At 26.5% G+C, this 16,884-nt stretch carries 15 protein-coding genes; 4 read left to right on the top strand and 11 right to left on the bottom strand.

Annotated features, from left to right (window positions below; all coding sequences use genetic code 11):
• Positions 1-144: 144 nt before the first annotated feature.
• From IC218_RS01915 to IC218_RS01885, 7 genes are all read right to left on the bottom strand, one after another.
• Positions 145-834 (bottom strand): LrgB family protein, encoded by a 690-nt coding sequence (locus IC218_RS01915; protein ID WP_227432787.1) that lies wholly within the window; start codon positions 832-834, stop codon positions 145-147.
• Positions 827-1,198: a CidA/LrgA family protein gene (locus tag IC218_RS01910; RefSeq protein WP_227432786.1), complete on the bottom strand. Its 372-nt coding sequence runs from the start codon at positions 1,196-1,198 to the stop codon at positions 827-829. The genes IC218_RS01915 and IC218_RS01910 overlap by 8 nt, the downstream gene beginning before the upstream one ends.
• Before the next feature lie 180 nt (positions 1,199-1,378).
• A complete protein-coding gene (locus IC218_RS01905; RefSeq protein WP_227855086.1) occupies positions 1,379-2,779 on the bottom strand; it encodes a tetratricopeptide repeat protein in 1,401 nt (466 codons plus the stop codon).
• A gap of 130 nt (positions 2,780-2,909) precedes the next feature.
• Positions 2,910-3,503 (bottom strand): GAF domain-containing protein, encoded by a 594-nt coding sequence (locus tag IC218_RS01900; RefSeq protein ID WP_227432784.1) that lies wholly within the window; start codon positions 3,501-3,503, stop codon positions 2,910-2,912.
• 64 nt (positions 3,504-3,567) lie between these two features.
• The gene (locus IC218_RS01895) at positions 3,568-5,037 is read right to left on the bottom strand and encodes a VanW family protein (RefSeq protein WP_227823707.1); all 1,470 of its coding nucleotides are present in this window, start codon (positions 5,035-5,037) and stop codon (positions 3,568-3,570) included.
• Positions 5,038-5,160: 123 nt separating this feature from the next.
• Positions 5,161-6,552, bottom strand: coding sequence for a UbiD family decarboxylase (locus tag IC218_RS01890; protein WP_227482299.1), 1,392 nt, complete (start codon positions 6,550-6,552; stop codon positions 5,161-5,163).
• Between the two features lie 164 nt (positions 6,553-6,716).
• Positions 6,717-6,965, bottom strand: a complete 249-nt coding sequence (locus IC218_RS01885) for a hypothetical protein (RefSeq protein WP_255612780.1) — start codon at positions 6,963-6,965, stop codon at positions 6,717-6,719.
• Between the two features lie 264 nt (positions 6,966-7,229).
• On the opposite strand from IC218_RS01885, the gene IC218_RS01880 reads away from it, so the two are divergent.
• Complete coding sequence (locus IC218_RS01880) at positions 7,230-9,353, top strand: peroxiredoxin (protein ID WP_227432778.1); 2,124 nt, start codon at positions 7,230-7,232, stop codon at positions 9,351-9,353.
• A gap of 184 nt (positions 9,354-9,537) precedes the next feature.
• On the opposite strand, the gene IC218_RS01875 is transcribed toward IC218_RS01880, so the two are convergent.
• Positions 9,538-10,137: a viroplasmin family protein gene (locus tag IC218_RS01875; RefSeq protein WP_227432776.1), complete on the bottom strand. Its 600-nt coding sequence runs from the start codon at positions 10,135-10,137 to the stop codon at positions 9,538-9,540.
• 24 nt (positions 10,138-10,161) lie between these two features.
• Complete coding sequence (locus IC218_RS01870; RefSeq protein WP_227823706.1) at positions 10,162-13,272, bottom strand: helicase C-terminal domain-containing protein; 3,111 nt, start codon at positions 13,270-13,272, stop codon at positions 10,162-10,164.
• Positions 13,273-13,496: 224 nt separating this feature from the next.
• Here IC218_RS01870 and pdaA point away from each other — a divergent pair, with 224 nt between their 5' ends.
• Positions 13,497-14,321 carry a delta-lactam-biosynthetic de-N-acetylase gene (gene pdaA / locus IC218_RS01865; protein WP_227432773.1) on the top strand — a complete coding sequence of 275 codons (825 nt, stop codon included), beginning with the start codon at positions 13,497-13,499 and terminating at the stop codon, positions 14,319-14,321.
• 94 nt (positions 14,322-14,415) lie between these two features.
• Here the strand turns inward: pdaA and IC218_RS01860 are convergent, their stop codons facing one another.
• Both IC218_RS01860 and IC218_RS21790 read right to left on the bottom strand, forming a co-directional pair.
• Positions 14,416-15,201, bottom strand: coding sequence for a GNAT family N-acetyltransferase (locus IC218_RS01860; RefSeq protein ID WP_227823705.1), 786 nt, complete (start codon positions 15,199-15,201; stop codon positions 14,416-14,418).
• 195 nt (positions 15,202-15,396) lie between these two features.
• Positions 15,397-15,531 (bottom strand): hypothetical protein, encoded by a 135-nt coding sequence (locus IC218_RS21790; protein WP_255287760.1) that lies wholly within the window; start codon positions 15,529-15,531, stop codon positions 15,397-15,399.
• A 312-nt stretch (positions 15,532-15,843) separates the two neighbouring features.
• Between IC218_RS21790 and IC218_RS01855 the strand changes: the two genes are divergently transcribed.
• Positions 15,844-16,122 (top strand): winged helix-turn-helix transcriptional regulator, encoded by a 279-nt coding sequence (locus tag IC218_RS01855; RefSeq protein WP_413926667.1) that lies wholly within the window; start codon positions 15,844-15,846, stop codon positions 16,120-16,122.
• Positions 16,123-16,200: 78 nt separating this feature from the next.
• The gene (locus tag IC218_RS01850) at positions 16,201-16,755 is read left to right on the top strand and encodes a cysteine hydrolase family protein (RefSeq protein WP_227823704.1); all 555 of its coding nucleotides are present in this window, start codon (positions 16,201-16,203) and stop codon (positions 16,753-16,755) included.
• The last annotated feature ends 129 nt before the right edge of the window (positions 16,756-16,884 follow it).

The following is a 16,884-nucleotide window of genomic DNA, read 5'->3' as shown; positions in this document are numbered from 1 at the left end:
TAAATGAAATTTTTATTTTTATAATTTCAGTACATGATTTTTTTATTTCATTATTTGCAATTTTTTCATTCAGTTTTTACTTTAAAATTTTTTTATTTTATTTTGTTTTAAGTATTCAAAGACGCCTATTGTTACTTTATATTTTTACATAAAATTCATTATAATTGGGATTAATATTACTGTAATCGTACCAGAAACCCCAATAGAAACTCCACTCATTGCTCCTTCTACTTCTCCAAGTTCAAAAGCTTTAGTTGTTCCCAGAGCATGTGCTGATGTCCCAAGTGCAATTCCTTTAGCAACTGGATGATTTATATTTCCAAGTTTAAATACAGTTGAAGCAACCATCCCACCAAAAATACCTGTAAAAATTATAGCTACTACTGTTATTGACTCTACACCATTTAAAGAATTTGCTAAAGATATTCCCATTGGTGTTGTTATAGATTTTGGAATAAGTGAGTTTATTATACTTACATCTGAATTAGCTATTTTACCAATTATTAATACAGATGCAAAAGAAATTATTATACCACAACCTATTCCTATAACAATCTCAAGCATATGCTTTTTAAATAATTCAAACTGTTTATAAAGTGGAACTGCAAGCACTACTGTAACAGGTCCTAAAAAGAAATTTATGCTATCTGCTCCTATCTTGTAATTTTCATACGGAATTTTTGTTATGCTTAGAAATAATATGATTCCTACAATAGCAATTAACATAGGGTTACATATAGGATTATTTGTTTTTCGCTGAATGTATCTCCCTAAATTAAAAAACACGATTGTTACTATTATACCAAATACTGGTGTTTGTAATACATTATACATTCTTTTGTCCTTCTTCCTTCTTTTTTATCATTTTTTCCACTATAATTCCAGTGGTGTACATTACTACTAATGTACTTAGACATATAACTAGTAAAAGTACTAATACATTTTCTTTTATTAGGTCTAGTGATTTTATAAGAGACACTCCCGCTGGTATAAAAAATACAGCCATATTATCAAGGAAAAATCCACTTATATTTTCTATACTGCTTAAATCCAACACTTTAAATTGTAGCAATAGGAATAATAATAGCATACCAACTATACTCCCAGGAATAAGTATAACACTTTGTATAAATGAACTTATATACTCTCCTATTACCCATATACATAAAATTATTACTAATTGATTGAAAACTTTCATTTTCCACCTCCAAAAACTAAAGAGATTGTTTCAAACCATATATTTGTAGTCTTATAAACAAGCAAATATCTTTCTTCAAATAGAAAGTTATGATTTAATACAATCTCTCTTTAAATTTATTTTTATTTTAATTTAATAAAATACATACTTGGTTGTTTCAAAAAACTTAATTATATAAATCTATTTTTTGCTTAAAATTTCTTTTATTTTTGAATTGTTATACATACTATCTGGAACTTCACTTCTTAAACTATAAAAAGTTTTTTTTGCATTTTCTAAATCTCCATTATCATAATATAGCATGCCTAACTCATAGTATGAATCATCATAGTACTGGTCATTTTTAGTATACGTATTTATATACTTCTTATAATACTTTATAGCTTCATCCTTATTTTTCAATGCTTTATTTGTTATTGCTAATTGATATATTGATTCAGAAATGTATTTTTTAGTTTTTCCTGAGGAAACTATACTTTTGAAACTATCTATCGCTTTTTCATACTCTTTATTTTTCTTTAAATCTAAAGCCTTATAGTATAAGTCTTCCTCATTAGCTACAGTGATTTCTTTTTCTGGTTCTTTATTTTTAGCTTCATCTAACTCTTTATTTGTTTTTTCTAATTCTTTATTTGTTTCACCCAGTTTTTTATCAGTTTCAGTTAACTTCTCATCTTTCTTACTTATCTGATTATTCAAGGTTTCTATTCTCTTTTTACTTTGAATAAAATATACACCCATTGCAATTACAATACAAGCAAATATAATATATGGTAAGCTATTTTTCTTCTTCTTTTTAACTCGTTTTTCCTCTTCTTTTTTACTTGTATCTTCTGGTTTCTCTTCTTCTTTTTCAAATACTGGATTATCTTTATCTATCTCTTTGAGTCTATCCAAATATCCTTCTCTCTTTTTTACATTACCTAGTTTATCATACAATAAAGATAAGATTACATATGGTTCTATTAGTTGTGGTTCTTCCTCTACTATATTCTCCAAAATATGTATTGACTCATAATTCATTTCTTCATTTATAAACCTTATAGAATGATTGTATCTGCCTAAAAATGTTTTGAAATCTTCAGATGAAATTAAATTAACATATTTTCTTGATATATGATTATTTTCATAACATAGAGCAGTATAAAAACTTTCAAATGATTTAGCAAAATCGCATTTTAATAACTTTAGAAGCCCTCTAAGATTTAATATATCAATATCTTTAGGATTTATTTCTAAAGCTTTATTTACCATATTAACAGCACTAGTTATATAGTCTTTATACGCTAAGTCCAATGCATTATTGTACCTCTTATATGATTCTAATTTCAACTCCTTTGATGTTGTGTCTGACTTTGACTTCAAAGCTCCTTGTAAATTTAAAAGAGTCTCTTCTTTATAATTAGTAGTCACATAGCTTTGTTTTAATGCTTTTAGTGTCTCATCACCATCTTCTTCTTCTATGTTAAAAAAAGTTAAATCGCTTTTATTTTCTTCTATCAAAGATATATCTAAAATTTTTCTAGGCATGTTTTCTATATCTTGTTTTATATCTTTTACTAAAATAATAATCACCTCCACTTCAAAATATATATTTAAGATAACATATTTAATATGTCAAGTCAAAACTATACATTTTTTGCCATTATTCTCACAATAAAAAAGGTAATCCAATTCTTTTTATGAAAAGGTTACCTTTTTTACAATATTACTAACTTTTAATGTTGAATTTTTTTACTTTTCTATAAAGAGTAGCTATACCTATATTCAATGCTTCTGCTACTTTTTTCATTCCTTCTGTATTACTGCCATATTTTTTGATAGCATTTTCTATAGCTTCTCTTTCAAGGTCATCCATAGTCTTAACCTCTTGTTTGTATAGTTCATCCAATTTAAAAGATATTAAATCAGACATACTCCTTACAAAAGCAGTTAATTCCTTATCTTTTGAAAGTATCTTTTCTTTTTGCTCTTCATTAAATGCAGCTATACCCAATATTCCAAGTATATGTTCTCCCATTTTAACAGGAGTACAGATATCTGCTAACTCTTTACAGTTTTCTCTATTTGCACACTTATTACAGTTCTCTTCTATTTCCTTATTTATAACATAGGATTTTCCATCTTTTAAAACAAGAGAATACACAGATTTCTCTGATATTGTTTCTCCTATTTTACCTCTGAATATTCCTGTTCCTGCTATCCTAGTCAAATCTTTTGTAACTAAAGTAACATCTACATCTAACACATTAGAAATATTCTCGCAAATACTTTGAACGTAATTAGTTATATTATTTAAATTCAAAGTAATCCCTCCTATTTAGATTTATATTTTTTAATACTCTACATAAATCCTATTCTTGAGAACTTTAAGCTTGTGGTTGTGGTTGTGTCTCACTAGGTTTATTATCAGTTGGTGGTGTTTCTGGTTTTGGTTTATTATCTGTATTTTGATTATTTGTATTTTGATTATCTTTATTTTCATCTGTCTTTGGCTTTTCTTCTGGTTTTGGTTCCATAGTTCCAACTAATATAATACCTTCCTTCTTAGGATAATATGAATTAGCTATTTTTTCAGTTTTAATTTTCTTGCCATTTGCATCATTAAATGTTCTATATGTTGATACAGAGTATGCATTTCTTCCACTCTTATCTACTTTTTCTTTTCCTTTAGGCATTGAAGAATCATTGACCCTCTTCATTGTAGTTTGTGAAACTCCATCTAATTTTGTTGATATTGTTATATTTTGTTTATCCTCTGCGCTTCCATATATATTGCAAACAATTTGATTTCCTGAAACGTAATTTTTTATGTAAATTGGATGCTTAAGATTGTTTTTAAATAAGAAATCTATTCCGCTGTCTGCAACAGTGGCATCTCTTCCTTTTGGAACATAACTTGATGGTATAGTATGATTTTTTACATTAGTAATTTCTAAGCCTGCATATAAAACAGAATTATATAGAGTTGATGAAACTTGACAAACTCCTCCACCATAATCCTCTTCCATTTCTCCCTCTACTATAACAGGAGCACTTTTGTAGCCATTCGCTTTGCTTCTTTTTCCTGTATGTTCATTAAACGAAAAAGTTTCTCCTGGCATAAGTAAAATATTACTTATACTATCTGTTGCTAATTTTATATTTATACTTCTATTTACCTGAGAAGTTTTAAATGTTGTTGCATATTTACCTAAATTTGTGTCTATATTAGCAAGTTGCTCTTTTTTTATTTTTGCTGAAGTAGCTTTTACTACTAACTTATTTGTATACTTTCCTTTTTTAATCTGACTGTCAAAACTATTCATACTCTTAGAAATATCCATTTTAAGACCATCAGAATCTGGTACAACCTTCACCTTATCACTACTTATATCAATTGTTGCCTCTTTTACCTCTACATCTATTTCTTTAGCTATTTTTTCCATTTCTGTTTTTAACTTATTTTTATCATAATTTGTTACTACTACTAAATCACTCTTTTTACCAAAATTTGCTGAAATAGTTTTTGATAGGTTGCTAAAGAAACCATTCTTTCTATTTAAATTATATGCATTTTCTACAGTTTTATCCAAATCAGCAGATAAATTTAGGTCTTGACTTTTAACTTTCCAATTTCTATCGTTGTAATTAAATTCAACATTATCTAAATTGTATTTTTTAGCTAATTCCTGCTTAGCCTGAGATTTAGTTAATCCTCCAACACTTATGCCATTAACATATGTGTTTTTTGCTATTTTCTCCCCTTTAAACTGTATACACATTATACCTACAAATATTACTAATAATAATGCTACAGCTCCAATAGCTATAACTAGCTTTTTGTTCACATTAATCATCCCTTACTTCTCCTTACAATAAAATTATTTATATACACCTACTATTATATTACTACATAATGTGCCTTAAAAACCTAAAAATTTTTTAATTATATAATAATTTAACATTATCAATATAAATAACTAATATTCACTCAATCCTTTTTCTGATATAGAATATATTTTTTCATTGTATATGTTGATAGCATAAACTTCTTTTCCTCTAAATAAACCTTTGTTTACTACAGCATAATAATAAATATTTTTTTGTTTTCCAAATAATTCTTCTAAACTTTTTTTACTTTTTACATATTTATCAGCTTTTTCTATATCCAATATATCAATCTTTTTATATTTATTTTCTTTTTCATCAAGAGTATTAGTCAACACAAATTTAGCTTTATCTTTAGTAATACCAAATTGATAGCTTCCATCTTCTAGTATTCTAAAATATCCTTCTCCATAGTCCACCTTATAATCTTTTTTACCATCTTTATATGAATATAAATCTTTAGTTTTTGCACTTATTAAAACTTCATTTATTAATTTATCATACTCATATACCTCAGCATAATAGTATTTATCGTTTTTTACCATTTGTGGAAGTGAGTTTATAGATAGATTTGCCTTTTCTTTCCCACTTTTTTTAGAGATTATATTTATAATGTCATCAGATGTTAAAGTATACAATGATAAATTCTTTTTATATTTCTTCTCTAAACTTTGTACCTTTTCATCGTCTGAATAGTCTTCTTTTAGATAGTCTATATACTGTAATGCTTTCTCATAATCACCAGAAGTGTTTGCTTCTTCTGCTTTACTTATATAGTAATCATACATTTCTTCAACACATTGTTTTTTAGCATTTTGAGCTAGGTTATAATATTTTTCGTCTTCTTTTAATACTTTATTATATTTTTCAATAGCATCATAATATTTATATACTTTTTGGTCTTTTACTGCAGAGTCATAAACATCTCTAGATTCTTTAATTGTTTCTACATTTTGCTTGTATACATCTAAGTTGCCACCTATACCATTTAAAATTGAAATAGTATTTATGTAAGAAATTGCCACATTGTAAGTAATATTTTCTTCTTTATACATTTCTCCAACTCTATTAGCTTGAGTTATTAAATCATCTACATTTATATTTATTTTATCTAATGATTTTACTGTATTTATTAATCCAATAAAACTTTCTTGACTTATATCTCCATCTAAATATTTGTCACCACTATTTAATAATAATTTATTTATTTTTTTAGAAATGGATTTATTAAACCTTTCCATTTTTGAATCAGAAAACTTTTTATCTACACTTGCATAGTAATCCACAGCAATAGAGTATTGTCTTTTCTCTACAATTTTTAACAACTCATTTGCTTCATTTCCTACACTAAATTCATTACTACTTAAGAAAAATACTATGAGTAAAACAAGTATGCCTAATGCTGATAATGAAACTGCTACTATAGATTTTCTTTTTTCATCAATAAAATCTACAGTTTTTTCAAATAAATCTCTAAAATTCATTATAGTTCCCTCTCTATTTAGCAATATTTATATTTATGATAAACTAAATTTCTTATTGGTTATTATATCATAATTCCTGAAAAAAAATAAAAACACAAGTTAAATCGTGTTTTTATTTTACCTACCAATCATTATTTTATACATAAATATTTCCTTTACATAAATTATGATATCTTTCTTTTTATATCCCTAGAATGACTTTTTTGTTTTTTATTAGCACTGACATTTTTCATTCTTGTTGTATGTATAGTTTTGTTAGCAAATATTTTTCTAGCATTGCATAAAACAACTCCTGTAGTCAAGCATACTGTAAGCACACTCGCCATTAAAAAGTAATAATCCAATCCTACATGTACTCCCATAACTGAATTTATTAATACTAATGCAAAAGTCATTGCAAAACATATCATCATGGAGATAACTAAAATTCTTAGAATTTTTTTCAATCCAATCACCTCGTATAATCACTAATATTGACACTACCCCTTATCCATTACTATACCAAATTAGTAAAAAAATAGCAATTATTATTGTCATTTATATTACGAAAATATTAAATATTTTTAATAAATATCTTTTTTTGACATTAGTATTCCTTCATTTTTATAAAATAGTAACACTAATCTGTGCTAATTAATAGAATGAAATAAATGATAATTTATTGAGGGGTGATTTACATGCCAAATTTGCCAAGTTTAGGATCCAAGGCTCCTGATTTTAAAGCCAATACAACAGATGGCCCTATTAGACTGTCTGATTACAAAGGTAATTGGGTTGTTTTATTTTCACATCCTGGTGATTTTACACCAGTTTGTACTACTGAATTTTTATGCTTTGCTAAATATTATGATGAATTTAAGAAAAGAAATACAGAATTAATCGGCCTAAGTGTTGATAGCAATAGCTCTCATTTAGCTTGGATGTACAATATGTTTTTACTTACAGGTGTAGAAATCCCATTCCCTATCATAGAAGATAGAGATATGAGAATTGCCAAATTATATGGCATGATATCAAAACCAATGAGTGATACATCTACTATCCGTTCTGTATTTATTATAGATAATAATCAAATATTAAGAACTATTCTTTATTATCCATTGACTACAGGAAGAAATATACCAGAAATACTTAGAATAGTAGATGCTCTTCAAACTAGTGATAGAGATAATGTAGTTACTCCTGCAAACTGGTTCCCTGGAATGCCTGTTATCTTGCCATATCCTAAAAACTATAAAGAGTTAAAAAATAGAGTAAATAGTTGTAATAAAAAGTATTCATGTATGGATTGGTACTTATGTTTTGTGCCAGATAATTACACAGATGAAGAATATACTAAAAATATTGATGATACTTACAGTTGTAAAAAAGAACATACTAAAAATATTGAAAATGATTACGAACAAGAAAATATTAAGTGTATAAACAAATCTCATGACCACAAACAAGAATACAATAAGGATGTTAAAGATAGTTGTGATTGCGAACAAAAACATACTAAAAATACTAACAAAATTCATAACTCCAAACAGGATAAACTTAAAGATAAATCCTGTGATGAAATAAAATACAAATACGATAAATGTAGTAAAGAGGATAATAGCTATGATAAATGCGATAAAGAAGATAATAGCTATGAGGATTTCTATAAACAAAATTATAAAAACTATGATTATACAAGTGAAAAAAATTCTAAAAAAATAGCTATGAAAACATTAAAAGACTCAAAGAAGTTAGTTAGACCACAAATAAATGACCCATATAATCCAATAGTTGAAAATATAAATTGTCCAGATATAAATCCTATTGTAATGGAATATGTTCTTGGTAATCCAACTAATGTAGATGCTCAGTTATTAGATGCAGTTATTTTTGCATTTGCTGAAATAGACCAATATGGTAATTTATTTATTCCTTATCCTAGATTCCTAAACCAATTGCTTGCGCTTAAAGCTGAAAAGCCTAGCTTAAAAGTAATTGTAGCCATTGGTGGTTGGGGAGCTGAAGGATTCTCCGATGCAGCTTTAACGCCTACATCCAGATATAACTTTGCAAGACAAGTCAATCAAATGATAAATGAATATGCTTTAGATGGAGTTGATATAGACTGGGAATATCCTGGAAGTAGTGCAGCTGGTATAAAATCGAGACCTCAAGATAGAGAAAATTTCACACTTTTACTAACAGCTATAAGAGACGTTATAGGAGATGAGAAATGGCTTAGCGTAGCTGGAACAGGGGATATGGGATATATAAACTCAAGTGCTGAAATAGATAAAATAGCTCCAATAATAGATTATTTTAATCTTATGAGTTATGATTTCACAGCAGGTGAAACAGGGCCAAATGGCAGAAAACATCAGGCAAACCTTTTTGACTCAGACTTATCCTTACCAGGATATAGTGTTGATGCAATGGTTAGAAACCTTGAAAATGCTGGAATGCCTTCTGAAAAAATCCTTCTTGGCCTTCCATTTTATGGAAGATTAGGTGCCACTATAACAAGAACTTATGATGAACTTAGAAAAGATTATATAAATAAAAATGGATATGAATATAGATTTGATAGAGTTGCTCAGGTTCCATATTTAGTTAAAGATGGAGAATTTGCAATGTCATATGATGATTCATTATCTATATTCTTAAAAACTCAATATGTGCTTAGAAACTGTTTAGGTGGTGTATTCTCTTGGACATCAACTTATGACCAGGCAAATATATTAGCTAGAACTATGTCTATTGGTATAAATGACCCTGAATTGTTAAAAGAAGAACTTGAAGGTCTTTATGGTCAATTCTAATTAGACATAATATAAAATTTTATACTTTTGCCATATAAAAAAGCAGATTGCATTATATTAAATGAGTTTTACTTAATTGATAATAATATCAATTATTTTGAAATCAGAAACTTATCTTATTATAATACAATTCTGCTTTTTTGGTTATAAGTCAATGTTTTTTTAATAGCATGCTAATTCCTAATTATATACCAATAGCTTTTTTGGCTAACTTATCAGCTTCTTCATTGTATTTATTTCCAGAATGCGCTTTAACTTTCATAAATCTGACATTTAACTCCGTTTTGATACTATCATAAAAGTTTTTATATGCTATAGTTCCTTCTTTATTTGTTTTCCAAACTCCAGTGCACCACTTTTCAATACCTTCATAGTCAAAATATAAAATCAGGTTTTGAATATTATTATCAATACAGTACTGCATTGCAATTTTAGAAGCTTCTATCTCACCCGCCACATTTCTCATACCTACTAAAGTTTGCTCTTTTCCATTTTTACTATAAGTTTTTATAACTTCATTCTTCTTTAGAATTACAACACCTGAACCATACATCTTTATTGAATGCTCATAACTACCATCAACATATGCTTCTATAAATTCTTCATCTTCTTTAAATGTTGGTTTTGTTGCTCCATAAACATACTCTTTTGCTTCCTGTGATGTAGTAAAACTCTTGTATTCAGCTCCTGAAAATCCATTTACTTGTTTTTTACACTCATCCCATGTCTCATATATTCCAATTTTTTTGCCCTTTTTTACAGCATAAAACTTTTGTTTTGCCAAATATATCACTCCCACCATTAGTTTTTATGTTTCTCTCATAAATATATCTAGATTTATTAGATAATTTTTATCGAAATACTTTACTCTCATATCTTTGTTTTCAATATCTATATGATATACTTCTCCTTTTACAGCTCTTTGCCTTATATTTTCATTGATATCTTTTTTTATAGTATTTTTATCAACTTCATCATGTTCTATTTTAGTATTGACCTGTAATGCTTTTATAGTATCAAATATAACAGATTTTAGTATTAGGCTTCTAGATTTATTTAAGTGTTTTTTTGCATAAGTATAAAAATCGTTACTATTCATCTTTAAAATTTTACAACCATGCAAATCTTGCTCTAGTCTTTTTAATATGCTTATATTAGTGCCAACATCAAAAATCACAAAGCATCCATAATCATATTTACTTCTTAAAAGTCTTCCCATAGCTTGCTTTACTTTTATAGTCATCTGGGGATAATTTATACTGTAATAATCTATATTATACTTCTTCATTATAGTATAATACAAAGGGTCTTTAGGGTTTAAATTAGGAAGCTTGTCCAAAGTTACACATACCAAACCATCGCCTGGAATGTCTACACCTTCAAAACATCCTTTTGAGCCAAGTACTACACACTTTCTATTTAAATCATTAAGATGTCTAACACCTTTTTTATTAGCATAAATTTCTAAATTTAAACCATGCAAATATTTTTTTAATATATCATAAGTTTTTTCTTGTCTATTTTTACTATTAAAAAGAGCTAACATATGCCCTTCTGTAATGCATGATATATTCGATATAATTTTACTTATTTCATTTGGAAATTCAGCATTTTTATACTCACAAATATCAGAAAACGCTACTACAGAAACCATATTCTTATAATCAAAAATTGGTTCTATAATTTTTTCTATATTCTTAACCCTATCTATTCCCAATGTAGTTTTAAAATAAGACATATTTTGAGATAAACTTAAGGTTGCTGATAAAAATATTCCTTTCTCTAGCTGAGATAAAATATTTTCTTCAAATAAATCTGCTATTTTTAATGGAACTACTCTAAATTCAAAATCATTATAATTCTTTTCAATTTCAACTATTCTTGCATAATCATCATTCTCATCATACTCCAAGAAAATTTCAAAAACAATTTTTATATCCTCTAAGTCTCTTGTCTTTGCTTTTCCAAACTTGTATATATCTGTTTCTTTATCTATACTATCATCATCAATATTCCTATAAATTACAATTATTATTGAAACTAAATTTTTTATTATTTTTTCACAACTTAGCTTTATCTTTTCACTATACAATCTATAGCTAACTTCAGTATCTATATCATCTTTTTTTATTTTTCCTGCAATTTCATCTATTTGTAAATTTAATTCCCACCTTAAGTTATAATTGCTTACATTACCATATTCACTACAATTGCCAAATGCTAATATTGAATCTATTTCTTCAATAATAAGATTTATACTCCTAGCAATCTTTTGTTTATCTTTTCTTTCAATTTTTAATATATGATAGAATTTATCAAAAGCCTTTATTTTCTTCATGTTTGTATTAGTTTTTTTATACATAAAACTACTATCTTGTATAAATTCATAAGGATAAATTTCTTGCAATAAGTATCTTAAAGACTTTGAATTTATGATACTTGAAAAAAAATCATATCCTTTTTCAGTTAAATTGTGAGCCTCATCTACTATTATATTTTCTAAAGGCTTTTCATCTTTATATGGCCATTTAGCCAGTAAAGAGTGGTTTATTACTGTTATATGTTCATCTTTTAACTCTTCTGTCCTATTTTTATATAGACAATCTTTTTTACATTTTTTAGGTTTACACATGTTTGGGTCACAACTTATATTTCTTAAGTGAGTATTTATTTCCTTGAAGTTATCCAACACCCAATAATTTATTTCTTCTATATCTCCATATTTACCACCTTCAACTAATCTTTCTAAAAATATTAAAGATAATATTTCTTCTTTAGTAGGTTCTTGAGACTCATAATCTGCTATATATGCTTCTAATCTATCTATACATATATAGTTGTTTTTTCCCTTTATATATCCATAACTTACTTTACCATTTAACCCTAAAGAATTTAACACATTTGGAATATCTTTATTTATCAATTGTATCTGCAATTCTTTTGTATCAGTAGAAATTAGCAATCTTTTTTTATTAATTCTAGCTTCTAATATAGCTGGCAATAAGTATCCAACACTTTTTCCTATCCCTGTTGGCGCCTCTATGCACGCAATTTTTTCGTCATCTTCATTATTTCTAAACAATTCTCGTATTGCCTTAGTAAGCTCATACTGACCTGGTCTATATTCATATGTAAATCCCTCTTTACTCTCCCATATATGCTTATATTTTAATAATTCTTCATATTTCTTTTCTTGCTCACGTAAAATTTTTAAAGTTTCTTTTTCTTTTATATTTTCTTCTTTTGGATTAAACTCCTCATCTTCTTTTATAATACTTACATCATGAGATAAATCATAGTTTGCTTCTTCTAAAAATTTACTCCATTCCCATTTTCCAAGATTAAACTTATTTAGATATGAATTTATTTTAAAACTTAATGGCTCTAAATTAGTTTTCTCATGGTTATTAAATCTTATTAAAAGAGAATTTACAATATTTATAGTATCAATAGCATCTGATAAAGCTCTATTCTTGGTCTCAGATTTATCGCTAGTTAAAATACTTTTTAAATACACCAAACTATAATCCTTATGATATGGCTCTAAAATAATTGCCAACTCAATTGAATCAATAAATTTATTTTTTAGCTTTGGCATATAGTACTCAAAAAACTTTCTTTTAAAACTTAAATCATGACATATAATCAGACTATCTCCTACAAAATTTCTTAACTCCTCTTCTACCATTTTTAGATTAAAAGCATCTTCTAAATCAATTTTTTTAAGATTATCACATAGAGAGAATACTTCTATAGGTACTTCAGCTTTATTTTTTATTAACGATTGATATGTCTCAGCTTTCCAATCTTTAATTTTAACAGCTCCAACTTCTAAAATTTCTGAATTTAAATAGTCTATTCCACTAACTTCTATATCTAAAAAAACAACATCATTCAATATACTTATTATATTATTCATTTTTTTATCCCTTCAAGTTAAACCAATTTCACTTCTACACAATAATTGCTCCTTATATTTTATCATTTATAATGTATTTTGTTTAAGATAATTAATGTTATTTTATATATCTTAAAAGAAACTTCTTTAATTTATTATTTGTATATATGAATATTTTTAACTATAAATATTCAAACTATATTATAAGAAAGATTTACTTGAAATTTTAAATAAGAGGTGACATTGTGAAAAAAGATAGCCTGAAAAAATACATTATGATAGGAGCATTCGCTTTAATACTTTTTGGAATTGCTAGTATGAACTTTAAATCCCTAGATAAAACAAAAACTCAAATTTCTAGTCCAACACTTGATACACATGAATATGATTGGTATTTTAATCCTAGAGAAGATGGCAAACAACCATCCCCTATAAAAGAAGCCAATTTTTTCAAGAAATATGATTCATATTATGTAGGAAACCCTAATGAAAAAGTTATATACTTATCATTTGATGCTGGATATGAAAGTGGGAACACTCCAAAGTTGTTAGATACACTAAAAAAACACAATGCAAAGGCACAATTTTTCGTAGTTGAGAGTTATATAAAAAGTAATCCAGATTTAATAAAACGTATGGAAAAAGAAGGTCATTTGGTTTGTAATCACTCAAAAAGTCATCCATCAATGGCTGGGATTACAGATTTTGAAAAATTCAAAGAAGAAATTACAAGTGTAGAAAAAGCATATAAAGATGTTACTGGAAAAGAAATGCCTAAATATTTTAGACCACCAATGGGTAAATTTAGTGAACAATCTCTAAAATATACACAAGACTTGGGTTATAAATCTATATTTTGGAGTTTTGCTTATGTAGATTGGTATGAAAAGAAACAACCTACTCATGAGTTTGCTAAAAACAAAATTTACTCTAGAACACATCCTGGTGCAATAGTTTTATTACATCCAAATTCTTCAACTAATACTGAGATATTGGATGAAGTACTTACACATTGGGAAAAAGAAGGTTACAAACTTAAAACACTTGACTATTTAAGCAGTAAAAAATAACATTTTAATTAAAATAAAACTCCCTCATGAATTATAGTAAAAATAAATCTATTTATAAATACTTTAATTCTTGATGGAGTTTTGTGTTTTAGAATTATTTAAAAAGCATTGTCCATTCATTTATCTCTTCATATCCTATATCGTGATATATTTTTCCTGCTATTTCATTATTATAAAAAAGACATGGTATTTTCCCTTCTGACAATAGTTCTTTACTTAAATTGTACACCATATAACTAGCAAGCCCTTTTTTTCTATGCTGTTTGTCTGTACTTACAGAAACTATCATTGCTAAAAAACTAGTTTCCATACCAGTTGATACAGTACTAATCATAGTATTATTATCTTTTATGAAATATGCTCTTACGTTACCTTCTTTTAAGTACTCTTTTCTTGCTTCTATGTAATTTGGACTTACCTTATATCCTGATTCATTTAAAAGTTTTCCTATTTCATCAATGTCTCTTTCATATGCCTTTTCTATCCTATATTCATTCATAGTAGAAAAATCCAGCTCTTTTATTTTCTTTAATATACAAAATTTATTATCCAATTTTTCATAAAAATCTTTGTATATACTCACTAGTCTATCTATTACACACTTTTTTCCACTTATACTTTCTATATCTAATCCTTTTATATGGCTTTTCATTTCTTCTACATCAAAATTATTTTCTAAACTATAGATTATAAGTGTTGACTTATTTTTTAATATTATAGAAGTTATACTTCCTTCTTTTGTCTGAGACCATACTTTTTGAGAATCAGAACTAAATCCATAGTTTTCAACATATCCAATTATAAATAAGTTTAAACTTTCTTCATGTGATACATATTGCCAGAATTTTTTTTCTAAAGTATTATCTATTTTTACAATCAAGTGTACATCCTCCTTTTGTGTTAATAATGATATACCTTATAATTTATAGTATCATTTAAAGTTATTAACTTCTACTAAATATTCTAAATTTTTGTAAATAATTTAAATTTGTAAATTTATAATTTTTTCAGAAAAATCAATCAGTGATTATATTATATTTTCTACTTTACAAAATTGAACTATATTTTTAAATTTCTATGCAATATGTTGGTATTTCTGTTTATATTCTTTTAATGCCTCATCCCAGGCTTCTTCTACTGAGATACCTCTCTTGGTTGCAATCCTTTGTGCTAATTCTATTATTCTCATAGCTTTTCTTGATATATTCATATATTTTCCTCCTCTAAATTATCATAAATTATTTTAAAATTATTTAATTTGTATCAAATATATTACTTACTTATATATTACTAACTATTTGTGTACTAAGTGTGAACTATATTAGAAGAAATTTAGAACTTAATAAAACACAAATTTTATATATACTTCATATAGATTTGTCATATTATAAAAACAGTGATATAATTTATTATCATTTTGTGGAGGTGATATATTATAAAAATAAGAGATGAATATACATGCCCTCTTGAAATTGTACATGATATCATTAAAGGGAAATGGAAGACTATAATTGTATTCAAGTTGAGACAATGTAATAAAACATTCTCTAACTTAGAGCATAGTATAGATGGAATAAGTCAAAAAATGTTAATCCAACAATTAAAAGAACTTAGAGAATTTGGTATTGTTGATAAAATCAGTTCAACTGGATATCCATTACATACTGAATATTTCCTTACCAATCGTGGCAAAAAAATGCTCCAAGCTGTAGAGATAATGCAAGAAATAGGTATAGAATATATGCTTGAACATGGACAACAAGAATTTTTAGACAATAAAGGAATCTGTTATAATAAATAATTCTATACATACCAAAAAGTAAGTAATTTACATTTCATTTAGCAGTATTATAATTAAAATATAAAAGGAGGTATAAATATGTCTATAGCTTTAATTTTAATTGATATTCAAAATGATTATTTTAAAAATGGGAAATGTGAATTATTTAATACAGAAAAAACTGCTGAAAATGCTAAAAAAATACTGACACTCTTTAGAAAAAATAACTTACCAATTATTCATATACAGCATATATCAATGAGTTCAACTTCATCATTCTTTCTCCCTGACACTTATGGTGCAAAAATAAATAAAAATGTTTTTCCACTTGAGAATGAAGAAATTATCATTAAACATACACCAGATAGTTTTTTTAAAACACGTTTACAAAGTTGTCTTGAAGAAAAAAACATAGATAAATTAGTGATTTGTGGAATGATGAGTCATATGTGTATTGATACAAGTGTAAGAACAGCAAAGAAACTTGGATACGATATTACGCTTATAAGCGATGCTTGCACAACAAAAAATTTATTTTGGGATGACAAAGAGATTAATGCTGAAATTGTACATCAAGTATTTATGGCATCCTTACAATCTAGTTTTGCAGATATAAAAAATACAGACATTTTTTTGTCTAATTATTGTAAATAAAAATATTTACCATTATAAAGAGCAAACTTAATTAATTTAAGTTTGCTCTTCAATCATATAATCTTATATATCCCTTCTAGTATTTTTATATATATAAAATACTTTTTCTGATTTTAGATTTAGGTGCAA

The sequence above is a fragment of the Clostridioides sp. ES-S-0005-03 genome, from assembly GCF_020658455.1.
Lineage (GTDB): Bacteria > Bacillota > Clostridia > Peptostreptococcales > Peptostreptococcaceae > Clostridioides.
The sequence above is the reverse complement of the archived record's forward strand: the minus strand, read 5'-3'. Positions and strand labels throughout refer to the sequence as shown.

What these genes read in the sequence shown, in the direction of transcription:
- IC218_RS01890 (WP_227482299.1), bottom strand. Translation starts at nt 6,552, where the DNA reads ATGAATTTTAGAGATTTATTTGAAAAAACTGTAGATTTTATTGATGAA.
- IC218_RS01915 (WP_227432787.1), bottom strand. Translation starts at nt 834, where the DNA reads ATGTATAATGTATTACAAACACCAGTATTTGGTATAATAGTAACAATC.
- IC218_RS01910 (WP_227432786.1), bottom strand. Translation starts at nt 1,198, where the DNA reads ATGAAAGTTTTCAATCAATTAGTAATAATTTTATGTATATGGGTAATA.
- IC218_RS01880 (WP_227432778.1), top strand. Translation starts at nt 7,230, where the DNA reads ATGCCAAATTTGCCAAGTTTAGGATCCAAGGCTCCTGATTTTAAAGCC.
- IC218_RS21790 (WP_255287760.1), bottom strand. Translation starts at nt 15,531, where the DNA reads ATGAATATATCAAGAAAAGCTATGAGAATAATAGAATTAGCACAAAGG.
- IC218_RS01850 (WP_227823704.1), top strand. Translation starts at nt 16,201, where the DNA reads ATGTCTATAGCTTTAATTTTAATTGATATTCAAAATGATTATTTTAAA.
- IC218_RS01895 (WP_227823707.1), bottom strand. Translation starts at nt 5,037, where the DNA reads ATGATTAATGTGAACAAAAAGCTAGTTATAGCTATTGGAGCTGTAGCA.
- IC218_RS01870 (WP_227823706.1), bottom strand. Translation starts at nt 13,272, where the DNA reads ATGAATAATATAATAAGTATATTGAATGATGTTGTTTTTTTAGATATA.
- IC218_RS01885 (WP_255612780.1), bottom strand. Translation starts at nt 6,965, where the DNA reads ATGATGATATGTTTTGCAATGACTTTTGCATTAGTATTAATAAATTCA.